Annotated in this window: 23 protein-coding genes; 8 read left to right on the top strand and 15 right to left on the bottom strand. The window is 36.3% G+C overall.

Translation table 11 applies throughout. From position 1 onward, the window contains the following. The first annotated feature begins 105 nt into the window (after positions 1 to 105). A complete protein-coding gene (gene lexA, locus MHB39_RS06210) occupies positions 106 to 723 on the top strand; it encodes a transcriptional repressor LexA (RefSeq protein WP_004232118.1) in 618 nt (205 codons plus the stop codon). A gap of 105 nt (positions 724 to 828) precedes the next feature. On the opposite strand, the gene MHB39_RS06205 is transcribed toward lexA, so the two are convergent. The 10 genes from MHB39_RS06205 to MHB39_RS06160 form a co-directional block, all read right to left on the bottom strand. Then, complete coding sequence (locus MHB39_RS06205; protein ID WP_016992000.1) at positions 829 to 1,551, bottom strand: gamma-glutamyl-gamma-aminobutyrate hydrolase family protein; 723 nt, start codon at positions 1,549 to 1,551, stop codon at positions 829 to 831. Positions 1,552 to 1,584: 33 nt separating this feature from the next. After that, on the bottom strand, positions 1,585 to 2,337 hold the full coding sequence (locus MHB39_RS06200) for a prepilin peptidase (RefSeq protein ID WP_312124623.1): 753 nt from the start codon (positions 2,335 to 2,337) through the stop codon (positions 1,585 to 1,587). Positions 2,338 to 2,402: 65 nt separating this feature from the next. Further along, on the bottom strand, positions 2,403 to 3,095 hold the full coding sequence (locus MHB39_RS06195; protein WP_016991999.1) for a hypothetical protein: 693 nt from the start codon (positions 3,093 to 3,095) through the stop codon (positions 2,403 to 2,405). Then, positions 3,092 to 3,685, bottom strand: coding sequence for a hypothetical protein (locus MHB39_RS06190; RefSeq protein WP_342546024.1), 594 nt, complete (start codon positions 3,683 to 3,685; stop codon positions 3,092 to 3,094). The genes MHB39_RS06195 and MHB39_RS06190 overlap by 4 nt, the downstream gene beginning before the upstream one ends. Continuing rightward, positions 3,685 to 4,659, bottom strand: a complete 975-nt coding sequence (gene pilM / locus MHB39_RS06185) for a pilus assembly protein PilM (RefSeq protein ID WP_016991996.1) — start codon at positions 4,657 to 4,659, stop codon at positions 3,685 to 3,687. Before pilM ends, MHB39_RS06190 begins: the two co-directional genes overlap by 1 nt. 112 nt (positions 4,660 to 4,771) lie before the next feature. Then, the gene (locus tag MHB39_RS06180; RefSeq protein WP_258859483.1) at positions 4,772 to 5,227 is read right to left on the bottom strand and encodes a prepilin-type N-terminal cleavage/methylation domain-containing protein; all 456 of its coding nucleotides are present in this window, start codon (positions 5,225 to 5,227) and stop codon (positions 4,772 to 4,774) included. Between the two features lie 445 nt (positions 5,228 to 5,672). Next, the gene (locus MHB39_RS06175; protein WP_036080216.1) at positions 5,673 to 6,878 is read right to left on the bottom strand and encodes a type II secretion system F family protein; all 1,206 of its coding nucleotides are present in this window, start codon (positions 6,876 to 6,878) and stop codon (positions 5,673 to 5,675) included. Continuing rightward, positions 6,875 to 7,921: a type IV pilus twitching motility protein PilT gene (locus MHB39_RS06170; RefSeq protein WP_342546023.1), complete on the bottom strand. Its 1,047-nt coding sequence runs from the start codon at positions 7,919 to 7,921 to the stop codon at positions 6,875 to 6,877. The genes MHB39_RS06175 and MHB39_RS06170 overlap by 4 nt, the downstream gene beginning before the upstream one ends. 11 nt (positions 7,922 to 7,932) lie before the next feature. After that, complete coding sequence (locus tag MHB39_RS06165; RefSeq protein ID WP_342546889.1) at positions 7,933 to 9,597, bottom strand: GspE/PulE family protein; 1,665 nt, start codon at positions 9,595 to 9,597, stop codon at positions 7,933 to 7,935. Positions 9,598 to 9,620: 23 nt separating this feature from the next. Continuing rightward, the gene (locus MHB39_RS06160; RefSeq protein ID WP_342546022.1) at positions 9,621 to 10,952 is read right to left on the bottom strand and encodes a G5 domain-containing protein; all 1,332 of its coding nucleotides are present in this window, start codon (positions 10,950 to 10,952) and stop codon (positions 9,621 to 9,623) included. Positions 10,953 to 11,502: 550 nt separating this feature from the next. Here MHB39_RS06160 and MHB39_RS06155 point away from each other — a divergent pair. From MHB39_RS06155 to MHB39_RS06145, 3 genes are read left to right on the top strand one after another with little or no spacing between them, the layout of a single operon-like run. After that, positions 11,503 to 11,964: a type II secretion system protein gene (locus MHB39_RS06155; RefSeq protein ID WP_258859485.1), complete on the top strand. Its 462-nt coding sequence runs from the start codon at positions 11,503 to 11,505 to the stop codon at positions 11,962 to 11,964. Positions 11,965 to 11,975: 11 nt separating this feature from the next. Further along, complete coding sequence (locus MHB39_RS06150) at positions 11,976 to 12,413, top strand: prepilin-type N-terminal cleavage/methylation domain-containing protein (RefSeq protein ID WP_258859486.1); 438 nt, start codon at positions 11,976 to 11,978, stop codon at positions 12,411 to 12,413. Further along, the gene (locus MHB39_RS06145; protein WP_258859487.1) at positions 12,410 to 13,678 is read left to right on the top strand and encodes a hypothetical protein; all 1,269 of its coding nucleotides are present in this window, start codon (positions 12,410 to 12,412) and stop codon (positions 13,676 to 13,678) included. Before MHB39_RS06150 ends, MHB39_RS06145 begins: the two co-directional genes overlap by 4 nt. A gap of 74 nt (positions 13,679 to 13,752) precedes the next feature. On the opposite strand, the gene MHB39_RS06140 is transcribed toward MHB39_RS06145, so the two are convergent. Together MHB39_RS06140 and MHB39_RS06135 are read right to left on the bottom strand one after the other, a co-directional pair. After that, a complete protein-coding gene (locus MHB39_RS06140) occupies positions 13,753 to 15,834 on the bottom strand; it encodes a DUF2339 domain-containing protein (protein ID WP_342546021.1) in 2,082 nt (693 codons plus the stop codon). 81 nt (positions 15,835 to 15,915) lie between these two features. Then, the gene (locus MHB39_RS06135; protein WP_016991985.1) at positions 15,916 to 16,167 is read right to left on the bottom strand and encodes a phage holin; all 252 of its coding nucleotides are present in this window, start codon (positions 16,165 to 16,167) and stop codon (positions 15,916 to 15,918) included. A 324-nt stretch (positions 16,168 to 16,491) separates the two neighbouring features. Between MHB39_RS06135 and MHB39_RS06130 the strand changes: the two genes are divergently transcribed. The 4 genes from MHB39_RS06130 to MHB39_RS06115 are packed head-to-tail and all read left to right on the top strand — an operon-like array spanning position 16,492 to position 19,166. Then, entirely contained in the window at positions 16,492 to 16,854 is a 363-nt protein-coding gene (locus MHB39_RS06130) for a GntR family transcriptional regulator (protein WP_320939187.1), read from the top strand. After that, complete coding sequence (locus tag MHB39_RS06125) at positions 16,855 to 17,718, top strand: ABC transporter ATP-binding protein (protein ID WP_342546019.1); 864 nt, start codon at positions 16,855 to 16,857, stop codon at positions 17,716 to 17,718. Then, positions 17,715 to 18,410: a hypothetical protein gene (locus tag MHB39_RS06120; RefSeq protein WP_274772049.1), complete on the top strand. Its 696-nt coding sequence runs from the start codon at positions 17,715 to 17,717 to the stop codon at positions 18,408 to 18,410. The genes MHB39_RS06125 and MHB39_RS06120 overlap by 4 nt, the downstream gene beginning before the upstream one ends. 24 nt (positions 18,411 to 18,434) lie before the next feature. Continuing rightward, a complete protein-coding gene (locus MHB39_RS06115) occupies positions 18,435 to 19,166 on the top strand; it encodes a CPBP family intramembrane glutamic endopeptidase (RefSeq protein WP_342546018.1) in 732 nt (243 codons plus the stop codon). Between the two features lie 15 nt (positions 19,167 to 19,181). Here MHB39_RS06115 and MHB39_RS06110 read toward each other — a convergent pair whose 3' ends face one another. From MHB39_RS06110 to MHB39_RS06100, 3 genes are all read right to left on the bottom strand, one after another. Further along, entirely contained in the window at positions 19,182 to 20,537 is a 1,356-nt protein-coding gene (locus MHB39_RS06110; RefSeq protein WP_342546017.1) for a YjiH family protein, read from the bottom strand. Positions 20,538 to 20,918: 381 nt separating this feature from the next. Further along, positions 20,919 to 21,245 (bottom strand): monooxygenase, encoded by a 327-nt coding sequence (locus MHB39_RS06105; protein ID WP_274772043.1) that lies wholly within the window; start codon positions 21,243 to 21,245, stop codon positions 20,919 to 20,921. Positions 21,246 to 21,259: 14 nt separating this feature from the next. Further along, positions 21,260 to 22,183 carry a DsbA family protein gene (locus tag MHB39_RS06100; protein ID WP_274772041.1) on the bottom strand — a complete coding sequence of 308 codons (924 nt, stop codon included), beginning with the start codon at positions 22,181 to 22,183 and terminating at the stop codon, positions 21,260 to 21,262. Between the last annotated feature and the right edge of the window lie 55 nt (positions 22,184 to 22,238).

Genomic DNA, 22,238 nt, shown 5'->3' with positions numbered 1-22,238 from the left:
AACGTTTTTGTCAAACACTTTTCGAACCTATGTTTGCATACATGTTCGCATTCTGTTATACTATCAAATAAGAAGATTGATTTTAGAAAAAAGAGGTGAGCACTCATGAAAAAAGTTTCGAAAAGACAAGAGGATATTTTAGCTTTCATTAAGGAAGAGGTACGAGCTAAGGGATATCCGCCATCAGTACGTGAAATTGGTGAAGCAGTTGGACTTGCTTCCAGTTCAACTGTTCATGGACATTTAGCTCGATTAGAACAAAAAGGCTTTATTCGTCGAGATCCAACAAAGCCACGCGCAATTGAAATTTTAGAGCCTGAAGAATCCATCCAAAAGCAACAGGTGATCCATGTCCCACTTGTCGGGAAGGTTACAGCTGGTTCTCCAATTACAGCAATTGAAAACATTGAAGAATACTTCCCATTACCCGATACGTACGGCACAAGTGAAGATCAATTGTTCATGCTAGAAATTATGGGAGAATCAATGATTGAAGCCGGAATTTTAGATGGAGATTTAGTCATTGTAAAACAAAAGGCAACAGCTAATAACGGGGATATTGTTGTAGCTATGACAGCTGAGGATGAAGCAACTGTAAAACGCTTCTTTAAAGAGAAAAATCATTTCCGTTTACAGCCTGAAAATTCTTCTATGGAACCTATTATTGTCGATCAAGTTTCTATTTTAGGACAAGTTGTAGGTCTTTACAGACGAGTACATTAACTATTAAAACAGGTTTTGAGGATTATGTTCCTTCTAAGAGCATGTATCCTCTTTTTTACGCAAAAAAAGAATCCACAGACGATTGGATTCTTTGTACAATGCCCTCTAAGCTTCCTTCTTAAATTTTAAGCTAGCTTCAACAAAGGCTGAAAATAGCTTTTGAGCACTCTCATCTCCTGCTATGGCTAGTTCCTCAGGATGCCACTGAACAGCCAAGCAAAATGGCATTTCCTCATGAACTACAGCTTCGATAATACCGTCATTTGATTTTGCCGCTACTTTTAATTTTTCAGCTAATACATTCACCGCTTGATGATGGAATGAATTCACTGCTATCTTCTCTTGTTCAACGATAGTCGCTAATAAATTATCAGCAATAATCTGTACAGTGTGGGTAGCTACAGCTCTACCTGATTGCTGCATATGTTGGAGTAATTTAGTGCTAAAATGATCACTATCAATATCCTGATATAAGGTACCACCTAATGCAACATTTAGTATTTGAATCCCTCGACAAATCCCGAAAATAGGCATCTTTCGTTGGAATGCGGCTTCAATTATTGCTAACTCCACTGTATCACGCGCGGGATGAATTTTTCCAAGTTTTAATGAAGGCTCAGCCCCGAACAGAAATGGGTGCACGTCATGACCCCCGGATAATAATAAACCATCTGTAAGGGCTAAAATCTGGGCTGCCTCTTCTTCTACTCCAATTGGAATAATCAGTGGAATTCCACCAGCATCAATAATACTTTTGCTGTAAGCAGCATTTAATCGAGAGGATAAATCATCCTCCACAAAGGCTGTAATACCAATAATCGGTTTCACTTGCTTCCCTCCACATTCTTGAAGATTGAACAATTACCAAAAGCCTAAATACCAATTGATTAATAGATCGCCATAGAAATAAACAATGACTGCGGCCAATGCAATAGATGGCCCAAATGGAATGGGTGTTTTTCTCCCTTGTTTGTTCTTCGATAAAACGGTAATCCCGACAATCATACCAATCACTGCAGCTAAAAAAAGCGTTAATAGTGTATCAATCGTACCCAGAACGAGACCAATTAAAAAGAATAATTTAATATCGCCTCCACCCATGCCACCGTTAGATAGCACAGCAATGATATATAATATGCCAAAACCGACGACAGCACCCACAAGAGAGTCCCACCACGGTGTTAATGGTGACAGAACTCGTCCAATAGCTAGCAAAGGTAAAAAGAATATTAATACCTTATCAGGAATTAGCATATAGGCCAAATCTGACACAACGATAATAACTAATAAGGAAATAAAAAAGAACGCTACTATCAATTCTATGCCCCAGCCTAGCTGCCAATAAGCAAAGGCAAATAATACACCTGTCATTAATTCTATGAATGGGTAAACCCAAGAAATTTTATTGCCACAACTCCGACATTTTCCTCCTAAAAATACATAGGACAAAACGGGTACTAAATCAAGCACCGTTAGTCGTCTCTGGCATTTCGGACAATGTGAAGGAGGATGTACAATCGATTCCTTCTGTGGTACACGTAAGCCAACTACATTATAAAAAGAGCCAAAGATAAGTCCAAATAAAAAAATAAAGATCGTATAAGCCATTTCCAATTTCATGTCCTCCTAAACCAATAGGCGCCCATACAAATGAAGTATGGGGCGCCTATCAATAAAGTTTATTGTTGTTCTTCGTAATAGAACGTCGTCACTTGCACTGTTGCCTTTAACGTAAGATCTGCATCTTTCTCTAGCTGTGCCTGCTCTCCAGGCAATTTAAATTCAATCTTATCGGTTTTCATGACACGCTCTAATTGTTCAACCTCCTGTAAAAAGCTTTCAAGAGAATTAAAATCAAGCGCACCCACCTCTAATATAAAAGTAATAAGCTTTAAATTTGCTGGTAAAGAGTCTTTCGAAAGAGAAGCAATCGGTGTCGTTGTCTCCTTGTTCTCCTGATTACCATTGACCTCTGCTTCAGCCTGCTCCAACATATTGGGATCATTCGATACATCTGAATTTGTTACAGTGCCGTCCTCACCTTGAACAGTTAAAGACTGTATACGAGTTCCTGTCACCTCTTCAATCTCAGCTAAATCAAGAATAATCTTTTCAACGGCTCTTGTTGCAGGTAGCTTTTGTCTTAAGGCTAATATATTGATTGTAGGCTGTCCCTGCTCCTTGTCTAATTGAGCTAGTTGTTCTTTGACACTAGCTAATTCTTGCTTCACCTGCAACACATTACTCTCTTTTTCATTCACTTCATTCAATTTTGGTGAAAGCAAATAATAATACAGCGCAAATAAAATAGCAGCTATTAGCGCAAGTAACAAGATCATAGATGAATTTTTACTACTCGTTAATTTATTCATGAGCGTCGTCCTCCAGCTAAATACATAAAATCGATTGTCGCTGTAATGGACACTGAATAGCGCGGTACTTCTTTAAATTTTTGTTGGGGTGTTAACTCCCTTTGTTCACCTAGCTCTATATCAAAGTTTGAGACAGTGTTAATTTGAGCGTCTGTAAAATAGCTACTCATTAAAAGCCGCTCCACATATTTCGATATATCTGTCATCGTTTCAAAATCCACTTCAATATTCACCGTATTCTCTCCGAAAACGTAGCTACGTAAATAGGAATGAGTTGGTAATAAAGTTTTCGTTTCATCAATCAACGGTGTTACAGGATAAGAAACACCTTGAATAAATGTCACAGACTCTTCCAATGAACCCTGATCGACACTTTGTCGTGCATCTAACTCTTGCTGCAATTGATCAAGCTGTGTTGTTAAAGCATGTTCCTCTGCAGTCAATCGTGACAATTCACTTTTGGATGTAAAAAATAAAAAAAGTAAATAAGCTACAATAAGTCCCACAATGACAATCACCAAGCTGTAAAAAAGCTTGGGGGAGGTTGTTCTTTTTTCAAGTTGTGGTAAGAGGTTTATATCTGGAACCATTAATGAACCTCCTTCAAAGCTAAGCCAAGCAACGTTGAAAATTCTCGCTTAAAGCGAGGAAATGATTTCTCAATCTTTTTCCCATCGACAACTCTTAGCGGTGGTTCTAAATTAGAAGCAAGTAAGTTTCCAATTGATTTCAATAGTGGGTTATCGCCAAGCATAATAATTTCATCCACTGCTTTTTCACCTTTATGTAAAGAAAACTTAAAGAAATTCATCATCCGATCAATCTCTAGAACCTGATCCATTACGACCATTTGATAATTCTCTGCTTCGCCATTATAGATAAATTGATAGTTAAACTCATTCTCTTTCTTCCCCTGCCATTGCGTCATATCTACTTCAATGGATTGATAGCGCAAAAACTCCACTTGGCCATTGGAAAAAATACTGATAGAGAGCTCATTAATCGACCATTCCGCAATCAAATACGTTTTATTAGGCACTAATAATGACATATGCTCTAATAAGCGTATATTGCAAAGCGCACGAATATCGGCAGCTTCAGGTTCTAATGAAACATCTAGCAGCATCCCTACCATTTTCGTTATCTCTTCAGAAGGCGCAGCAAATAAGATAGCCTTGCCATCCTCGGCATCAGCATCATAAACATCAATTAAAGGGTCTTGAAATGGTAAATGAATGGAATGTCCCAATTCCATTTCAGCATATCCTCGTAATTCCTGAGGCTTGACATCTTTAGGGTGCTCAAAGTTTTTTAATAGAACCGTCGTATCAGGGACAAACATACGGACAGCCTGTTTTTTCCCTGTCCATTTCATTACTTGCTCTTTAATCACCTCAAAAAGAGCTACCTCATCGACGATTGTTCCATTTTCAACGATTCCAGCTGCTAAAGGGTATTCATAGCCTTGCCACTGATTAGGCTCTGGTCCTTTCGCCACAATCGCACGCAGCACATAATCCTTCAGTTCAATCGAAACATGCGACTTTCTTTTTCTCTTAAACATGTGAAAAGACCTCCTTATCCTATCCAGTATAAATGATTTTTTCAATTAGTCATCCATTTCCCAGCCAGAAACGCAAATTTTCTTGCGCTTCTGAGTGGGTTGGGAGGACTGATTATTTTGTTGTGCCACCTATTGATTTAGGTGAGTTACTTCCTTTTTGGTTATCCGCATTGATAGATTCTAATGTTGCCTCATTAAATGAAACCGTTTTTGTACCACTAAATGGAACATTTGTAGCTGATATTTTGTTAGGACTTGCTTTAGTGACTGAAACAGTAGTGGCTTTTTCAAGCTTACCAGCATGATCTAAATATTTTTCACTCTTTAATTTCTCTAATGTCACTGAAGTTTCATCTGGCTCATCCGTAAAATAGAGATTTGCTGCATTTAGAACATTAACTGCATCCGCCTTTGCAGCGTTATAGCGAGTATTTTCAATAATATTTCCAATTGCAGGAACGGCTATTGCAGAGATAATAGCTAGGATAACTATTACTGCTAAAAGCTCAATTAATGTCAAACCCTTTTCGTTTTTCAATAGTTTCTTATTGTTCCATTTTTTTAACATTTAATATTCCTCCTTAGTATTTTTATATGAAGTGTGAAAACACGAACTTCTATTTTCTTAGTATCTAATTTGGTTTATTTTTCAATAATCTTAGAATCATATTCTCTATCTTTTTGATTATCTTTACAATTATTTTAATAGTTCCCTTACTTGGAATTTACCTGTATCATCTAAATAACCAAGTACCAATAATTAACCACTTGAAACTACAGTTTTATCTGGATTGTCTAGAAAAAAGAAATCAGCTGCCGTGAGAATATTCATTGCGTGTTCCTTTAGCGCCTTATACCAGTATCTTCTATAAATATTGCTGGTCCCATTAAATAAGAAATAGAAAGTTTTTAGACATCCACTTTCTATGTTTCTTATCCTAAGGTGTGCTTTTTATGAGTAGGTATCGATATATAACTTCATACACTTTTTCAAGTGTTGAATCTAACAGTTCTTACATATTTTCGTATAGTTGGAACATTGGTAAGAATATAGCCGCTACAATGACTCCTACAACTAGAGCCAGTACCACAATCATTAAAGGCTCAATTAGTGACTTCATGGTATCGACGGCACGGTTTACTTCCTCTTCATAAAAATCAGCTATCTTTTCAAGCATGTAATCCAAGGACCCTGTTTTCTCGCCAATTGAGGTCATTTGTGTTACAAGCGGTGGAAATAGCCAGCTTTTTTCAAGTGGCTCTGATAATGTGCCACCCTTTTCTAAATTATCGCGAGCTTCCAGTACTACTTTACCCATTACCGGATTACCACCAACCTTTTCGACAATTGTTAGGGCTTGTAAGATTGGTACGGAGCTGCTAAAGAGTGTTGACAAGGTTCTTGTCATTCTCGCGATAATATCCTTTTGCAAAAGCTGTCCAAAGATTGGCATACGAAGTAAAAATACATTGACGGCATAATGAAACTCTTTATTATTTTTATAGAAATAATGTAGGCCCACTACTAATACCAATAGCCCTAAAATCACAAGGTACCAAAACTGTATGAGCCAATCACTAATCCCCACTACAATGACCGTTATTAACGGCATTTCCAAATTCATTTCCTTAAATGCATCCATAAAGGTTGGCACAATGAATACCATTAAAAACATACCAACCACTAGAGTTAAAAGCGATAAAATCGCTGGATAGGTCATGGCAGATTGAATTTTTTTCTTAATGTTATATTGCTTCTCTAGTGTGCTTGCAAGACGATCTAATGTATCGTCAACGTTTCCTGTAGCCTCACCAGCACGCATCATATTGACAAATAGCAATGGGAACACTTTTGGGTGTTTACCTGCTGCATCTGAAAATGCCATCCCATTTCGAATATCCTCTTCAACCTGCATCAATGCTCGCTTCAGTGGTTTACTCCGTGTTTGCTCACCCAAAATATGAGTTGCTTCAACGACAGGAACGCCAGCACGAATTAATGTCGCATATTGCCGACAATAAATAACGAATTCCTGGTGCTTCACTTTTGTACCAAAAGCAATATCTTTATGTAAAATGCTATTTGATTCTTGAAGTTCTCTTGCATTAATTCCTTGTGCTCGAAGCTTTTCCATGGCTACCTTTTTATTCGGTGCCTCGATAATGCCCTTTTTAGGTGCTCCTGTTTTGGTACGACCACTATAACGAAATATCGTCAACTATAATCACCAGCGTTCATATATGGTCTTGCATCCTCTAGTGAAATCTTACCTGTCGTAATTAGGTGCTGCATCGAATATTCCAATGTGTGCATACCCAAAGCTTTACTTGTCTGCATCACACTTGGAATTTGATGAATTTTTTCATTACGAATTAAATTTGAAATTGCAGGTGCCTGTACTAAAATTTCTGTCGCAGCAATACGCCCTTTTATATCCTTACGTACAAATAAACGCTGAGAAACAATACCTTGTAGTACATTCGCAAGCTGCACACGAATTTGACTCTGCTGATGCGGTGGAAATACATCGATAATACGGTCGATCGTCGTTGGTGCACTACTTGTATGAAGTGTTGCCATGACTAAATGCCCCGTTTCAGCCGCCGTAATAGCCGTGGAGATGGTTTCATAGTCTCGCATTTCCCCAACTAAAATAATATCTGGGTCCTGACGTAATGATGCACGTAAACCATTTGCAAAGCTCATCGTATCGACACCAATCTCACGCTGATTGATGACAGATTTCTTATGTGTATGCAAGTATTCAATTGGATCCTCTAACGTAATAATATGTTTTGATCTCGTTTCATTAATATGATCAATCATTGCTGCCAAGGTAGTTGATTTTCCTGAGCCTGTTGGGCCAGTCACTAAAATTAAGCCTTGTGGTTTTTCCGCAAGCTTATATAACACCTGTGGCATATTGAGCGCTTCAATAGAAGGAATTTTAGCCTCAATTAAACGAGCCGCAATCGTTACTTCATTTCGCTGATGATAGGCGTTGACACGGAATCGACATTTCCCAGGCAATGAAAAGTTAAAGTCCGTTTCTCCTTTGTCCTCAAACTCCTGTTGTTTATGGACAGGGAGAATGACCTTTACCATTTCCTTTAAATCTTCTGTTTCTAACGGCACTGTGCCATAATGCTCCAGTTGCCCATGAATACGATATACTGGTGGAATACCTTTTGTTAAATGTAGATCCGATGCTTTATCTTCAAATGCACGTGTTAATAATTCAACGATTGAATATGCTGTCATTTCTTTCACCCCTAGTCTGCACTTGCAACACGTAATATTTCTGATGTGGTTGTTTTGCCAGCTACAACCTTTAGTAATCCATCTACTAATAAGGTATGGAAGCCTTTCTCATTCATATAATCACGTAGAACGCTATCACCAACACGATTTAAAATCATATCCTTTATTTGGCGATCAACAGGGAGGATTTCATGAATCGCCATACGCCCTCGGTAGCCTGTATGGTTGCAGGCAGGACATCCACGACCTTTTTTTCCATGCGTTACGCCCTCCACCCCATTTTCCTCAAGTATTTCAAGTTCACGAGAAGTGAATACATATGGCTCAGCACAATCACGACAAACTTTACGTACAAGACGTTGCGCCATGATTCCTACGAGGGAGGAGGATAGTAGAAATGGCTCGATACCCATATCATGTAGTCTTGAAATAGATTCTACGGCACTATTAGTGTGCAGCGTACTTAACACTAGATGACCTGTAAGTGAAGCACGAATAGCAATTTGCGCTGTTTCAAGGTCACGAATTTCCCCTACCATCACAATGTCAGGGTCCTGTCGTAAAATTGATCGTAAACCTACCGCAAATGTTAAGCCGACTTCCTCTTTTACTTGGATTTGGTTGATACCATCTAATTGATATTCTACTGGGTCCTCAACCGTAATAATATTGACGCCTTCTTCATTTAAATGAGAAAGTGCCGCATATAACGTAGAGGACTTCCCTGAGCCTGTTGGACCAGTAATTAACATGATACCGTTTGGATGGGCTATCATTTTCCTGAAAAGTGCTTCGTTACTTGCACTAAAGCCTAATTTATCAATATCATTGGCTGAATTGGTTAAATCTAAAATACGCATAACAACCTTTTCACCATAGACTGTTGGTAATGTGGCTAAACGTATATCGACAGGTCTAAAATTAACATTGGTTTTAATACGTCCATCCTGTGGGATACGATTTTCTGTAATATTTAAATTACCCATAATTTTAATACGAGCCAATACGACATTTTGCATATGCTTGGGCAAAGATCGTTCAGTACGAAGCACACCATCTACTCGATAGCGGACACGTAGCTCTGTTTCTTGTGGATCAAAATGGATATCACTTGCGCGCTGTGCGACACCATTGGCAATTATTTGATTCACTAAACGAACAATAGGCGAATCCTCATTCTCGATTTCTTCTTGTGTTTCTGTACTAGTGGCAGCCAAATCCAGCATGGCCGCATCCATTGATTCCTGCAAATCATAGTATTTTGTTATCGTCCGATATAAATCATCTTTTGCTGCAATACTTGTCTCGATTTGGCAGCCCGTCGTCATACGAACTTCCTCAATGGCGAAATAATCCATCGGGTCTTCCATTGCAATAAACAGTTTATTTTTTTCTTTGCGAATCGGCATAATATTTGTCCGCTTCGCAAGCTCCGCAGGAATTAGCTGTAATAATTCGGGACTAATTGAAAACTGATTCAAGCTGATATGTGGGATACCCAGCTGGAATTCTAAGACCTCAATAAGCTGCTGCTCTGTTAGGAAATTTTCTTTTATAAGGAAATCTCCAAGCTTCTCATTTTTCATCTTAGTAGTTAATGCGTACTCTAGCTGGTCAGCTGTGATAACACCTGATTCAACCAGTAAATCCCCTAAACGTTTACGCCCTGGCTTCATTGCCATAAACATACCTCCAATCGTTATGGACTTGTTTGTACAAAATTACCGCCCTTGTCATAGTAGCCATAGACAATTTCTGGTCCATCTTCTTCCTTAGTTTCCTCTGGTGTTGAAGGTTTCACGTCAGGCAAGCCATTGCCATCTAAATCCACTTCTAAATCAGGATCTGATGTTCCTGCCCCTACGTTTTGAGTAGGTGTTGTGATCGTAACAGGCTCCTGCGATGAACGCGTAACAATTCGATTTTGAGGTGCATAATAATCTCTACTGATGAACTGTTCTTCTGTTGCTCCGTTCTCTACAATGGAACGATACACTTCCACTCTTGAACCCTCTTTACCCTCTTGCTCCACTCGTTCTTGTCCAGCTTTTAAATCCTCCGAATAGCGATAAATAATTCGTGGCTTCACGATTTTATCCTTGCTGACGCGAACTGTAATGTCCTTGTCTTTCGCTGCTGCAAAAACTTCTATCTTTAATTGATTACCTTCCATAGATGCTTTCATTTTAGCAAGCTGTTCGGAACGATTAATAAACTGTAAGTCTTTTACTAATGCTGCATTGATATCTGCTTCAATGCCCTGCTGTAAATAGCTTGGATTGATTTCCTGAGAATGTCTTTCAAGAATTTCGTAATCCGTTTGAAGAATGACACTATATAGCATAGACGCGACAAAATCTAAACCTGCATCATTGACAACCCCAGCCTGTTCACCTAAAAGTGTAAGCAACGAGATTGATTGATTTGGAACAAGATTAACATCATTTAATAACGGAATGATTTTCGCTACCCCTTGACTATTTGCTGGTAGCTCGGCAATCTGAAAGGCAATCCTTTCCTCGGTTTGCATGGAATCTTCATTGATAACGGCTTCAACCTTATGCTCCTTCAAATAGCTGGCTTGCAAGATTAGTTTCTGAAGGGTTTTATCTGTATCCCAAATACCTGCTTCATCTATTTGCTGTGTAATTACTTCATTAACGGTAACAGGAATGGGAATATGAACAATTTTCTCTTTTTGCCAAAATGCATACCAAGGTTTTTTTGTCAGCATTTCGTACTGAGCAATAGCTGCTGATGTATCAAAAACAAATTGTTTCGGGTCAATGGTTTTGGAAATGCCCTCACTAACAATTTCTATTTCCTCACCTTGCCATTCTGAGATCGCATTTTGTAAAGTTGTGGCTAAATCTGATGTTTTCACATCATTGATCTCAATCCCTCCAATGGTGGAATATCCGGGACCTTCTTTAGCAAAAACTGTGTCATTTAGCACAAATGATGGAACAAAAAATCCCACAATTAGAACAATTACCAAAAACAAGCTAATTATTTTTATGTATGTTTTCATCCACATCATCCTTTATTTTACTTAGTGGTTTTTCTATTTATATACAAATGATACTACAACTATGGTATTCTGACACTACCAAAATGCAACTTTGTTCCGATTTTTCTTTTAATTTTCATACAAACATTCAAAAATAATTCAAAAAATAGTTCTATAGAATTACAAAGTGTTTTATAATTCATTATAAACAATTCTGTAATTTGTTATAATATCCTAGATAGTCATTTTTATCTAATTGTTTTTAATATGTAATCCAGTTTTATAATATTAGGAAGTTAAATCATATATGAAGTTGTTTGTTGTTGATTGAGTTAAAATGAAGCTGCATGATTTATTTACCCTTATTTATCTTTTCCATTCATAGTTGATTGGAACGTACTATTTAAATCAATTAAAATTTCATCCTTCGAATCCAAAGTATCTGATTAAAATTATTAAATTTGACTATTTTTAAATAGTTCATAGAATTTCAAATTCAATTAAATACATAAATTTAGTACTTCCATTTACTTAGTCTCAAATTTTTTAATAACAGAAAGGTGTTGAAGAAATGAGCCACAAAAAGGTATTAAACGAACGTGGTATTTCATTAATAGAGGTTGTTGCTTCTATTGTCCTTCTAGCAATCATACTGGTTTCTATAATTAATTTACTTCCACAAATGGGTAAAAAAAACAACCAAAATGAAGATAAACAAATTGCTGTAAACCTTGCATCAAAAGAGCTAGCTTATTGGCAATCTGCATTACAGAGTGATTTTAATACTTTGTTGGCTAATCCAAATGGTACGTTTTCATTTATCAAACCTGATGACAAGCTTACATATGATAATGATACGATTACCATTACAACTACTACTAAATCTGCGCCTTCGAAATATAAAACAGAAATAAAAATAACGAGAAAACCAGATTTAAAAACATCGCCAACAAAAGCCAATCAGATTAGTATTTTTATATACAAAAATAGCAATATTTTAGTAACAGAGATTTACGGCTATGTCTTTTATTGAGGGTGAAAATAATGAAAACTAAAAATGAAAGAGGACTTACTTTAGTAGAAGTGTTAGCAACTGTGATTATTTTGTCTATAATTTCTATTCTAGCATGGAGTATATTTTTTCAAGGCACAGAATATTCAAAGAAAGCTGTCTCTAAAAATCAAATGCAACAAGAAGCTAATGTTATTATTGCTAGTTTAAACTCGATTCATAAACGTTCTATTGAGTATAGTGCCACTTCAAACAACTGTATCCTTTCGGTTCAATACACTACTAAAAGTACAACAAAAACAGAAGTATTTGAAAATAGTCAAATGTGTATCCAAGTAAATGATTTTACTATAAATCCCAAAACAACTGATGCTGATATACATTTAATAATTGAGGAAAAGGATAACCCTAAAAATAAAATCGAAATCAATTCTTTATTAAGCCGCTTAAAGGAGGAGAAAAAAAAATGAGGAATGTCCTAAATAATAATAAAGGCTATGTATTGGCTTTAGTATTAATTATATCTATATTATTTACTGTGATTTTTTTCTCATTTTTAGCTATTTCCTCTAATACAACAAAACAAAATAACATTGTGGAAAGTACATTTCAATCCCAATCTATCGCAGAGATGGGTGCAAGTTATTTTCAACATGCCATGACTAATGAAATCATTACTCGTCAAGATAAAATTATTCAAAAAGTACTCTTACAAAGAGAAAAAGATATTAAAGATAATTTGATTAAAGCAGATGAATACTATAGAAATTTAGCTGTTGGATACATGAAGCAGGAAATAGAAGATGAAGTAATTCCCTTTCTGAATATTAATATTAACATACACTCAAATTCGCAAAATAATTTTGAAATAGATTCTATAAATTTTATAGATAAAAATAGTATGCTAATTATTAATTTTACAAGCATAGGGCATGATGAAGCCAAAAATGCGGAAATTAATGGGACAATTACAGTAGATTTTTCCAATATGATTGATCCAACAACTAATAATGAATCTGATGAAACAATTATTACAGGCAATACCATTGCTGATCCAGGGACTAGTTTAAATATTTGTCCTACTGGAACAAGGGCGGATTTATCCAATAAACAATGTCAAATCAAAGGAAATATTACTTATTCTCAAAATGATGAGTTAAAATTCAATAACTCCATCTATCGAGTAAGTGGAACACTTACAGTTCCTAATATGAATTACTCTAGTTCCAACTCAACACTTTATATAGTTGGTAGTATGAATGGTCAAAACTTAAATTCAATGACTAACGTAAAATTACATGTTGGTGGTGCACTTTATGTAAGTCAGCTAAATAGTAGTATAGTCGACTCTGTTATTGAAGTAGCAGGAAGTACCACTTTGATTGGAAATCTAGATAATCTAACCAATTCAACTATATTTATTGGCGGAGCCTTTATGATGGCACAGATCAATCAAATTTCGAATTCAACTATATATGTACATGGAAGTGCCAACATTTATCAAGGAGTGAATCTTAAAAGGAATGCTAAGATTTGCGTCAACGGGGATTTAGCCATTGGAAATATCAATGATCATTCAGGAGGTACCAGTAAAATATACGCTAGAACTTCTACCAGGGTTCATGAATCTATTATTGTTGGAAATGACAAGTTTGAAGCTGCCTGTGCAGGTGGTAGCCCTACAGTGTCTCCTGGTTCAATTGACTATACTACTGAGTATGAATATTCATATTAAGAACTAAAAACGTACAAAAATTAAGGGTTATTTAGAGTGCTATGGTGAAAAAAGCACGCTAAATAACCCATTTTTCATTTCCTCAACAACCTACCCGACAACAGCATCCCAATACCACCAATGGTAATAAATAGAATAGCTCTAATCAATAAATCAAGGGCAGATAAGTCAAAGAAAATTAGCTTAATGAATGCAATGACTAAAATAATAAAGCCGGTTGTGCGCAGTGTTTTTAAATGATGTGTGGAACTAATCCATAGTGAAACACTGGCTGTTAAGAATAATGTAATGGTTGCAAGGGCGATGCTTAGCTTCCAATCAAGGACGTTGTTGTACGTGAATTGATGGATTAGCCCCCATATGGAAATCATCGTGAGCACGATACCACCGCTTACAATGACGTCTACATATTTCCCTAGACGCTCCTCGTACAATCGATAAATAATTCCTTTTACAAGCACATCCGCGACAATCGCTACAATCACTGCTATATAAATTAATCTTGTAATACTGTTTAAGCTTTCCAACATTGACACTCTAGTGCTGATCATCAAGGAGACTAGTAGGAAAAATGCGCCAAGTACTGGCGTTAAAGCGCGTCCTTTGTAAGTTTCCTCTACAAATAGAGAGCCAGTAAATAAGGCAGCTAATGCGATACACATCATATATGGCATGCCATTTGTTGCTGCAAAATATACGGTATCTAGCTTGCCAATATAGGCTAAGAAATAGCCAGCTGTGACCACTGCTAAAATATCGATTACAAATAAATCCTTCATGACCTTTTCAAAAGGTGTGAGTGTCTCTTTTGGACGTCTTGCATATAAGTAAATAATGATGAAATAGATGACTGGCATAAATAAGCTTAAATGATCGATACTGAAAAATGGACTTGGTTCATGGAAAACAAAGTTTAGTGTAAATGTCATCACAAGGGAAAGTGAAGTAACAACCTTCATTATACTTGCACGTATTCGTAAGCTCATCATCACGCCTGTAAATGCAATCAAAGGATACAATAAATCATCCACTTTATTCGGAATATTCAATAGCAGTATCATATTACAGAAGGTGATAAACACAAGTGTCACAGAACTATCCAGTACCTCCTGCCATTTTTGACGATAGCTATAAAACGCTACAGCGCCAAATAAAGCCATTAAAATGAAGAGTAGCATTTCTCCATTCTCAAGAGAACGGATAATCAGGTTCAGCAGTAATAAACTAAATGAACCTAAAGAAAATTGGAGTCCGATGTGAAGTGGCTTCCATTTGGATTGAGCGTTATAGAGTAAACACCATATGGCATAAAAGATTGCTAGAATCACAAGTAAGCCAAGTGCAAAAACAACTTGCTGATCACTATTCATAAATGCTACAACACTCACTGCTAGCACTGAAAAGAATGTGGCAATATAAAGGGCTAGCTTTTGCTTGTGCTGGTAAATAACTAATTGCAATGCAGCAAACAATACGACCACAAATAATAAAATAATGACAGCACTAAAATCCATATATTCTAGTAAGTAAGGTAGTAATAATGATGTAAAGGCAACAAAAACAGTTAGTGCTTCATTTTTCTTTAAATAGCTAATGGCAATACCATAGCCAATATAAAGTAGCGTAATGCCTAGTGCTGGAATAAGACCAATGATTTCATATAATATGGAACTCGCTGCGGTTGTTAAAATACCGACAATAAATGCCCCACCATATAAAGAAATCGTTATAGCCGATGAGCCTACTTTCCTACGCTCTAGTCCATAGGCAATAACCGCCAATCCTACCGATAGTACATAGGCAAGGATGATTTTCACGCCATCCGATAAATAGCCATAGTCACTGACAAGTTTTAGACCCCAAAGTACGCCCATTACTAAAATAACCATGAATACTTTTGGAAGTGCCCACATAACACGTTCCTCCATCGATGGCTGTGGTTGCACTTCTTTTTCCGCTACTTTAGTCGGGATAGGCTTCGACTCCAGTACTGGTTTTGGTTTAATTGGTTCTGATTGCTTGATCATCGACTGTCTGGCATCAAGAGTATTCATTTTTTCAGTGCTTTGCGAACCTTTTAATACTGACAACTCCTGACGTAAATCTGCCATTTCCTCCTCGAGCTTCGCAATTCTGCGCTCCAATTCAAGGGACATTCAATCATCCTCCCCACTTTATCAATTTTCTAACATTATAACACATTTATCCTTATTGTAAAATTACACTTTTTGTTTATTTTATCTCGGTCTCCGATACATTAAGGCACGTTCACTATCACTGGTGCCCCGTGTGGTTGGATCAACAATGACCCCCATTAACACAAGAATGGATAAAACTGTATTTAATATAGATGACATTTGCTCACTCATCACACCTGTAAAATCATAGCCAAAAATTGCAGCCACTTGTTGTGCGAGTAAGAGCAACAATGAAAATAGCCCTAGTAGAAATGGAATATGTTGAAGACGAACCTTCCAATTAATTCTCATAAAAGCTCACCTCCCCCCCTCTTGCCACAGTATATGCATAGTGGTTATGTGACACATATGCAAAAATGGAACTCTAGCCAAGTTACTAGTATTTTTTGATAATATTTTGTGATGCAAGCTATTATCAAACATAGAAAGTGAAGGAAGTTTTTTCATGAATAACATGTTCATCTATTTAGTTTACTTAGAGCCCTCTCAAGAATAAGAAGGTTTTCTACATGTAAAAATTTTTGTACATTTTTTTACCAAATCATTGACAATGAATACCACAAGTTATATGGTTAGTTACATAAGTGATTAACCAACTAACAAGTGAGGTGGATTGTGATTCATTCTTTAAATAACAAAAAGCCCATTTTCCAACAAATACGTGAAAGAATAGAAGATGCCATTCTAGATGGACAGCTACAGCCTGAAGATCGCATTCCATCTACAAATGAGTTTGCAAAAGAATACCAGATTAATCCTGCAACTGCTGGGAAAGGCATGAATGAATTAGTGGATAAGGGCGTCATTTATAAAAAGAGAGGTGTCGGTATGTTTGTACATGAAGACGCCAAAAATATTTTAATTACTGAGCGTAAAGAAAGCTTTTTCCAGCAACATATTGAACCATTGAAAAAGGAAGCAAGACGTCTAGGCATTTCAGATGAAGAGTTACAAAAATTGATGCAAGGGGGATCATGAATGAAAATTAATGTGAGCAATGTCACGAAATCCTATAAACATAAAACAGCTTTAAAAAATATCTCTTTCACCATGGAGGGGCCAAAGATTATTGGCTTTTTAGGACACAATGGAGCTGGCAAAACGACTTTTTTAAATTTATTATCAGGTCTCATCTCTACGACAAGCGGAGAAATTTTAGTTAACGGAGAAAATGTCTTCAACTCCCCTTCCACATTACGTGATATTTGCTTTGTCGCTGAAAGTGGCAACTTTCAAGAAGAAATGACCATTGCCCAAACATTAAAGGCCAATCGCTTCTTTTATCCAAAATGGGATGAGGAGCTAGCTCAAGAACTGCTACAAGTATTTGCCCTGAATCCAAAAGATAAAGTGCGAAATCTTTCAAAAGGGATGGTATCTGCACTTGGAATTATTACAGGCTTTGCGAGTTGTGCTTCCATTACTATCGTTGATGAACCGTATATCGGTTTAGATGTAGCCGCACGTAATATGTTTTATGATTTGTTAATTGAACAGCAAACAGAAAATCCGCGATTATTTATTCTATCTACACATTTAATCGATGAGGCGAGCGAGCTATTTGAGGAAATTTTCATTCTACATGAGGGCGAACTTTTGCTCCAAAAGACCACTGTTGAATGGCGAGAGCATATTGTGGCTGTAAAAGGCAATGCCTCAGATGTTGAGAGAGCAATTGGGGATTTACAAGTAATCTATCAACATACATTTATGCAAGAGATGACAGCTATTGTCTTCGCAAATGGTCAATCCATTGAAGATCAGAACATTAAGCTTGAATCTGTTTCTCTTCAAGATATGCTCGTCTATTTAAGTAAACAGAAAGTGAGGCCGGGGCGATGAACACGATGAAAGGCAGTTTTTATATCTTATTTCAAAGCTATAAGAAGCAAAATATTATTTTTTGGAGCATTTTATTTTCTATCGTGCTTTTGTCATTTTTCTTAGATGCATTTTTCGGTCAATATGTATCATTTGCTATGACTATTTCAATTCCTGTTTATATTTTTTACAGTACGATGGCAACAAAGCTTCTCAATAAAACCTTACCCTATTTTTTAAAGCTAGGATTAAGTCGTCAGCAATATATGTTGTATGTCGGGCTATTTTTTATCAGCTGGAGTCTGGTCGGTGCCTTGATGATTGCATGTGCTCATCAAATCATTTCTTATGTTTCTACTCTATTCAAGATCAAAGATATTATTATCATCCACCCTATCTTATTTTTTGATATTACCCATTCATTTTTACAAACAGTAGTATTGGATACAATCTTGCTTCTATTTTGTCTAAGTTCTGGCCTTCTCCTTAACGTTGTTTTTTATCGTTTAGGCATACTAGGAGGCTATAGCTTAATTGGTTTCCTTGCATTAATACCTATATTAATGGTGATCTTTGAATGGTATTCTCCGTTGTATAAACTATTAGCCAATTCATCTATATTAGCGATTTTAGGGAGCATGTTTGTTGTTAGTATTTTCCTCTATCTAGTTATTTCAGCTAGTATGAGAAAGGTTTCTGTAAATCCTGTATAAATAGAATAGGAGGAAGATAATAACATGACCCCAAAAATGTTGATGAAAATAATTGGTTTAGAGTCACTACTCATATTTTTCTATGTTTTAAATGGTGCCTTTGTTTCTATTAAACAACCTTCAAGCCCTTTTCTACAGTTTGCGCTGTTAATCCCATTTGCATTAGGACTCTTCATGTATATAGCGACGAAAAAGAAATGGAGAGAATATTTCTTTTATCCTATTAAAAAGAATCATTTCTTCATCACCTTACCACTTCTTCTTATTTTAGGCATCATCTTAGTAAGCACAAAAGGATTGAATATGACATCTATTAGTGATTTAATTGTCATGTTTATCATGCAAATTTTCATAGTAGCATTTATTGAGGAGTCTGTATTTAGAGGCATTATGCTACGCATGCTAGTAGCAAAAGGGGCTTTTTCTGCTGTCTGGATTTCTAGTATATTGTTTGGCGTCACACATGCATTACAATTACTAGGTGGCCAATCTCTAGAAGATACGATTCTTCAAATCATCTATGCTCTTTTAGTTGGCCTAGTTCTAGCTTTACTTGTATTGGAAGGTCAATCAATTATCGTAACAATTATTTTCCATGGACTGAATAATTTCTTCAACATTATGGGAAATACGGAAGGCTCCATGTTAAGTGCCTATCTTATCATTTTAGTACTCTTTATCTACATGCTTACATTATGGAGACGTCTAAAGAAAATCGATCACAATCTGTTTATGAAAAATGCCAAGTCCATTTAAGACTTGGCATTTTAGTTAGAAGAGTAGATGACCAACCAATGCTGCAATTGGAAGAGAAATAAGCGTACGTAGTATGAATAAGACGACTAAATCCAAAAATTTCAATGGAATTTTTGTACCTAAAATAAGTCCACCTACCTCAGACATGTAGATCAGCTGTGACACAGAAACAACTGCAATAACAAATCTAGTAACATCCGATTCAATCCCTGCACCTAAAATAGAAGGTAGAAACATATCGGCAAAGCCTACGACCATAGTTTGCGCTGCTTCAGCCGCTTCAGGCAAGCCAAGGACAGTTAAAATTGGCTCGAACGGTTTTCCTAAAATCACAAAAATACTTGTAAATTCAGCAAGCATTAAGGCAATTGTCCCAAAAGCCATAACGATAGGGGCAACACCCACCCATAAATCAATTACATTTCTAGAGCCATCTTTGAAAAATTGTCGAGGATCACGATTTGCATGCGCAATAGCAAGTGCATTCTCTAAGCCATGTGAGACAGAATTATAGCCCTCTGGTAATTTCTCACGTGAATAATCTACTGTTGTCCCATCTATATACGTATCTTCTTTTTTCGCAAGTGGATAGATTCGAGGCATAATAATGGCTAATACAATTCCACAAAGGACTACTGTCAAATAATAAGGAATAAAATAGCGTGCCAAATGTACAGTATCCAATACAACGATACAGAATGTGATGGACACTACTGAGAAACTTGTGGCAATAATCGCAGCTTCTTTTTTTGTGTAGTTCCCCATCTCATATTGTTTACTGGTCATTAACACACCTATTGTGCCATCTCCAACCCATGACGTAAGAGCATCAATTGAAGAACGTCCTGGACTTTTAAACAGTGGCCGCATAATTTTCACCATCATTGTCCCGAAAAATTCAAGTAAACCGAAGTTTGTTAAAAATGGTAAAAGGAAACCTGCAAACAAAAAAATGGTAAATAAAAACGTCACAAGCCCCTCATTTGGATCCATTAGGAGTCCACCCGTATTTTCATTATTGATGGCAGAAGGTCCAAAATTGAAGACCACCATTGAAGCAAAGGCTAAACCGATAATACGAGTAATTGTCCAAAACCAATTAACATAAAACAATGTATCTAAAATACTAGGTTCTTTAGCATTTTTACGTGGTATAAATTTCGCTATGAGTGCACCAATTGCAGAAATGGCAAACATTCCAATTGTAAAATAGCTAATGATTGGAGCCACTATCCCCGCTAAAACATTAGCTAATATGGCAATGGGTACTTTCCATCCCTCTTCCGTTAAAATGGGGGTCATAAATAGAAAGATACCAATTAAAGAAGGAATAATGAAGGAAAAATATGTAGCAACAGAATACTTTTTCATTTTTTTCTAAAACCTCATCTCTTTTAATCTCAATAATTTATGTATTTTGCATTACAACAATTAAAATAGTGTTTATAAGAAACATTTATTTATCAATTGTTGTACTACTATACAAGCAAAAAAATGTTGTTTTCATTCAACATCTCATCCCTCCTTCTGTTATAGGACTATTATAAAAGCTTTGAAGTATTGAGCATTAAATAGAATAACACTCACATTATTCATGTTTTTATACCATAAACGTGTTATAAAACTATTGTAAACGCTACAACATATTTGGTTCAACCTCACAATATTCTGAATATTTATTCATCCTTAAATATAGAAAAGTCTAACTTCTTAATTAGAAATTAGACTCCTTTGATTTAGCTAGCAATTCTACTATGCATCAGCTTTTTTTAATTGTTTTACTGGACCCTTCGTGACTTCAGTCAGTTTTGAATTGATAGCAAAGATTTTTGCGTTGATAGTAGTGATTCCAAATTCAACTAGCCTTTTGGAATGCATTTCTATATATTGTTCAGCTGTGCGTTTAGATTCGAATAGGTAGATGCCGCCTGCTTCGTTTGTTTCAGGGCTCTCTGTCCAAATTTTCCACAAAAGTCCTTCCTCTTCATAAATACTTTTTGCTAAATCAGAAAACGCTTCTGCCATCTCATCACCAAATGGTCCATCCAATTTAAAATCTACCTGTAATACGTATGTCATTGCCATTCTCCTCATTATTTAGTAGTAATATAACATTCACCGAGCATTTCCTTCATTTCATATTGATCTGATGAAAGCTCTTTTTTCACATAAGCTATAGCCTCTGACTTTTCCAAATCATACATGACTTCAATTTCTTTGGAAAATAGAAGTTTTTCTTTTTCAAGTAAGCTTAAAAGAGATGGCTGTTGTTTTGGTTGCAGCTCTTCAAAATTGAGAACTTGTTTTAGTCCTTCCACATAGTTTACAAATGGACGTCCACCAACAATTTTTAAGCCTTTATTATCCTCATTCATCATAATAATAGTTGGAAATCCTCTTACGCCTAGATTTCTTACAAGATCAAAATCTTCATTTAATAACTGTTGCCCGCTTGTTTGTTCTGATTCATGTACAATAGCCCCTCCGTCAAGCCCCAGCTTATTTACAATGTCAATCATAACGGATTCCTCTGCAATATTTTGATTAAATATGAATAACGCTTCTCTTGCTCTGCGCAAATATTCAAATGCTGTAGCATCATGCTGATTTTTTTGAATCACTTTAAAAACACGAGATGGCGGATAGGATGATTGCACTGGATTATTCATCATCACTGTTCCATCTATTGGCATGCGATAATATTCTCCAACTTCTCTCCAGTGTCCTACCACGTCCGCAGGTCCTGATATTCCATTTGCAGGGTCTACTGGACCATCACCCCATTTTTCTAGTAATCCTCCCATAATCGTATGAAAGTTAAAATAGTGTCCGTACTGCTCTATAAAGCGTCGAAGAACGGGTTCGAGTGCCCAACAATGAGAACATATTGGATCAGTTACATAGTATACTTCAACGGATTTCTTTGGTTGATTAAAATCAATCATCCCCAATTCATCCTCGCTAGCTACTCCACATACACCTGTCTCTAAATCACAAACCATTGGATGATTCTTCAATTGACTATCCCCTTTTCTTACTTTCGTTAAGAATAAATATATAACTCTCTTATTT

Origin of the sequence: Lysinibacillus sp. FSL K6-4013 (genome assembly GCF_038630435.1) — a bacterium.
In the GTDB taxonomy this organism is placed as follows: domain Bacteria; phylum Bacillota; class Bacilli; order Bacillales_A; family Planococcaceae; genus Lysinibacillus; species Lysinibacillus boronitolerans.
Note: the sequence above shows the minus strand (reverse complement) of the source record. Positions and strands in the feature narration are given on the sequence as shown.

Coding starts and splice junctions, on each gene's coding strand:
- MHB39_RS06160 (WP_342546022.1), bottom strand. CDS start 10,952: ATGAAAACATACATAAAAATAATTAGCTTGTTTTTGGTAATTGTTCTA.
- MHB39_RS06180 (WP_258859483.1), bottom strand. CDS start 5,227: ATGTTAAAAAAATGGAACAATAAGAAACTATTGAAAAACGAAAAGGGT.
- MHB39_RS06115 (WP_342546018.1), top strand. CDS start 18,435: ATGACCCCAAAAATGTTGATGAAAATAATTGGTTTAGAGTCACTACTC.
- MHB39_RS06110 (WP_342546017.1), bottom strand. CDS start 20,537: ATGAAAAAGTATTCTGTTGCTACATATTTTTCCTTCATTATTCCTTCT.
- MHB39_RS06170 (WP_342546023.1), bottom strand. CDS start 7,921: ATGACAGCATATTCAATCGTTGAATTATTAACACGTGCATTTGAAGAT.
- lexA (WP_004232118.1), top strand. CDS start 106: ATGAAAAAAGTTTCGAAAAGACAAGAGGATATTTTAGCTTTCATTAAG.
- pilM (WP_016991996.1), bottom strand. CDS start 4,659: ATGTTTAAGAGAAAAAGAAAGTCGCATGTTTCGATTGAACTGAAGGAT.
- MHB39_RS06190 (WP_342546024.1), bottom strand. CDS start 3,685: ATGGTTCCAGATATAAACCTCTTACCACAACTTGAAAAAAGAACAACC.
- MHB39_RS06135 (WP_016991985.1), bottom strand. CDS start 16,167: ATGAGAATTAATTGGAAGGTTCGTCTTCAACATATTCCATTTCTACTA.
- MHB39_RS06140 (WP_342546021.1), bottom strand. CDS start 15,834: ATGTCCCTTGAATTGGAGCGCAGAATTGCGAAGCTCGAGGAGGAAATG.
- MHB39_RS06150 (WP_258859486.1), top strand. CDS start 11,976: ATGAAAACTAAAAATGAAAGAGGACTTACTTTAGTAGAAGTGTTAGCA.
- MHB39_RS06195 (WP_016991999.1), bottom strand. CDS start 3,095: ATGAATAAATTAACGAGTAGTAAAAATTCATCTATGATCTTGTTACTT.
- MHB39_RS06120 (WP_274772049.1), top strand. CDS start 17,715: ATGAACACGATGAAAGGCAGTTTTTATATCTTATTTCAAAGCTATAAG.
- MHB39_RS06145 (WP_258859487.1), top strand. CDS start 12,410: ATGAGGAATGTCCTAAATAATAATAAAGGCTATGTATTGGCTTTAGTA.
- MHB39_RS06105 (WP_274772043.1), bottom strand. CDS start 21,245: ATGACATACGTATTACAGGTAGATTTTAAATTGGATGGACCATTTGGT.
- MHB39_RS06125 (WP_342546019.1), top strand. CDS start 16,855: ATGAAAATTAATGTGAGCAATGTCACGAAATCCTATAAACATAAAACA.
- MHB39_RS06165 (WP_342546889.1), bottom strand. CDS start 9,597: ATGAAGCCAGGGCGTAAACGTTTAGGGGATTTACTGGTTGAATCAGGT.
- MHB39_RS06155 (WP_258859485.1), top strand. CDS start 11,503: ATGAGCCACAAAAAGGTATTAAACGAACGTGGTATTTCATTAATAGAG.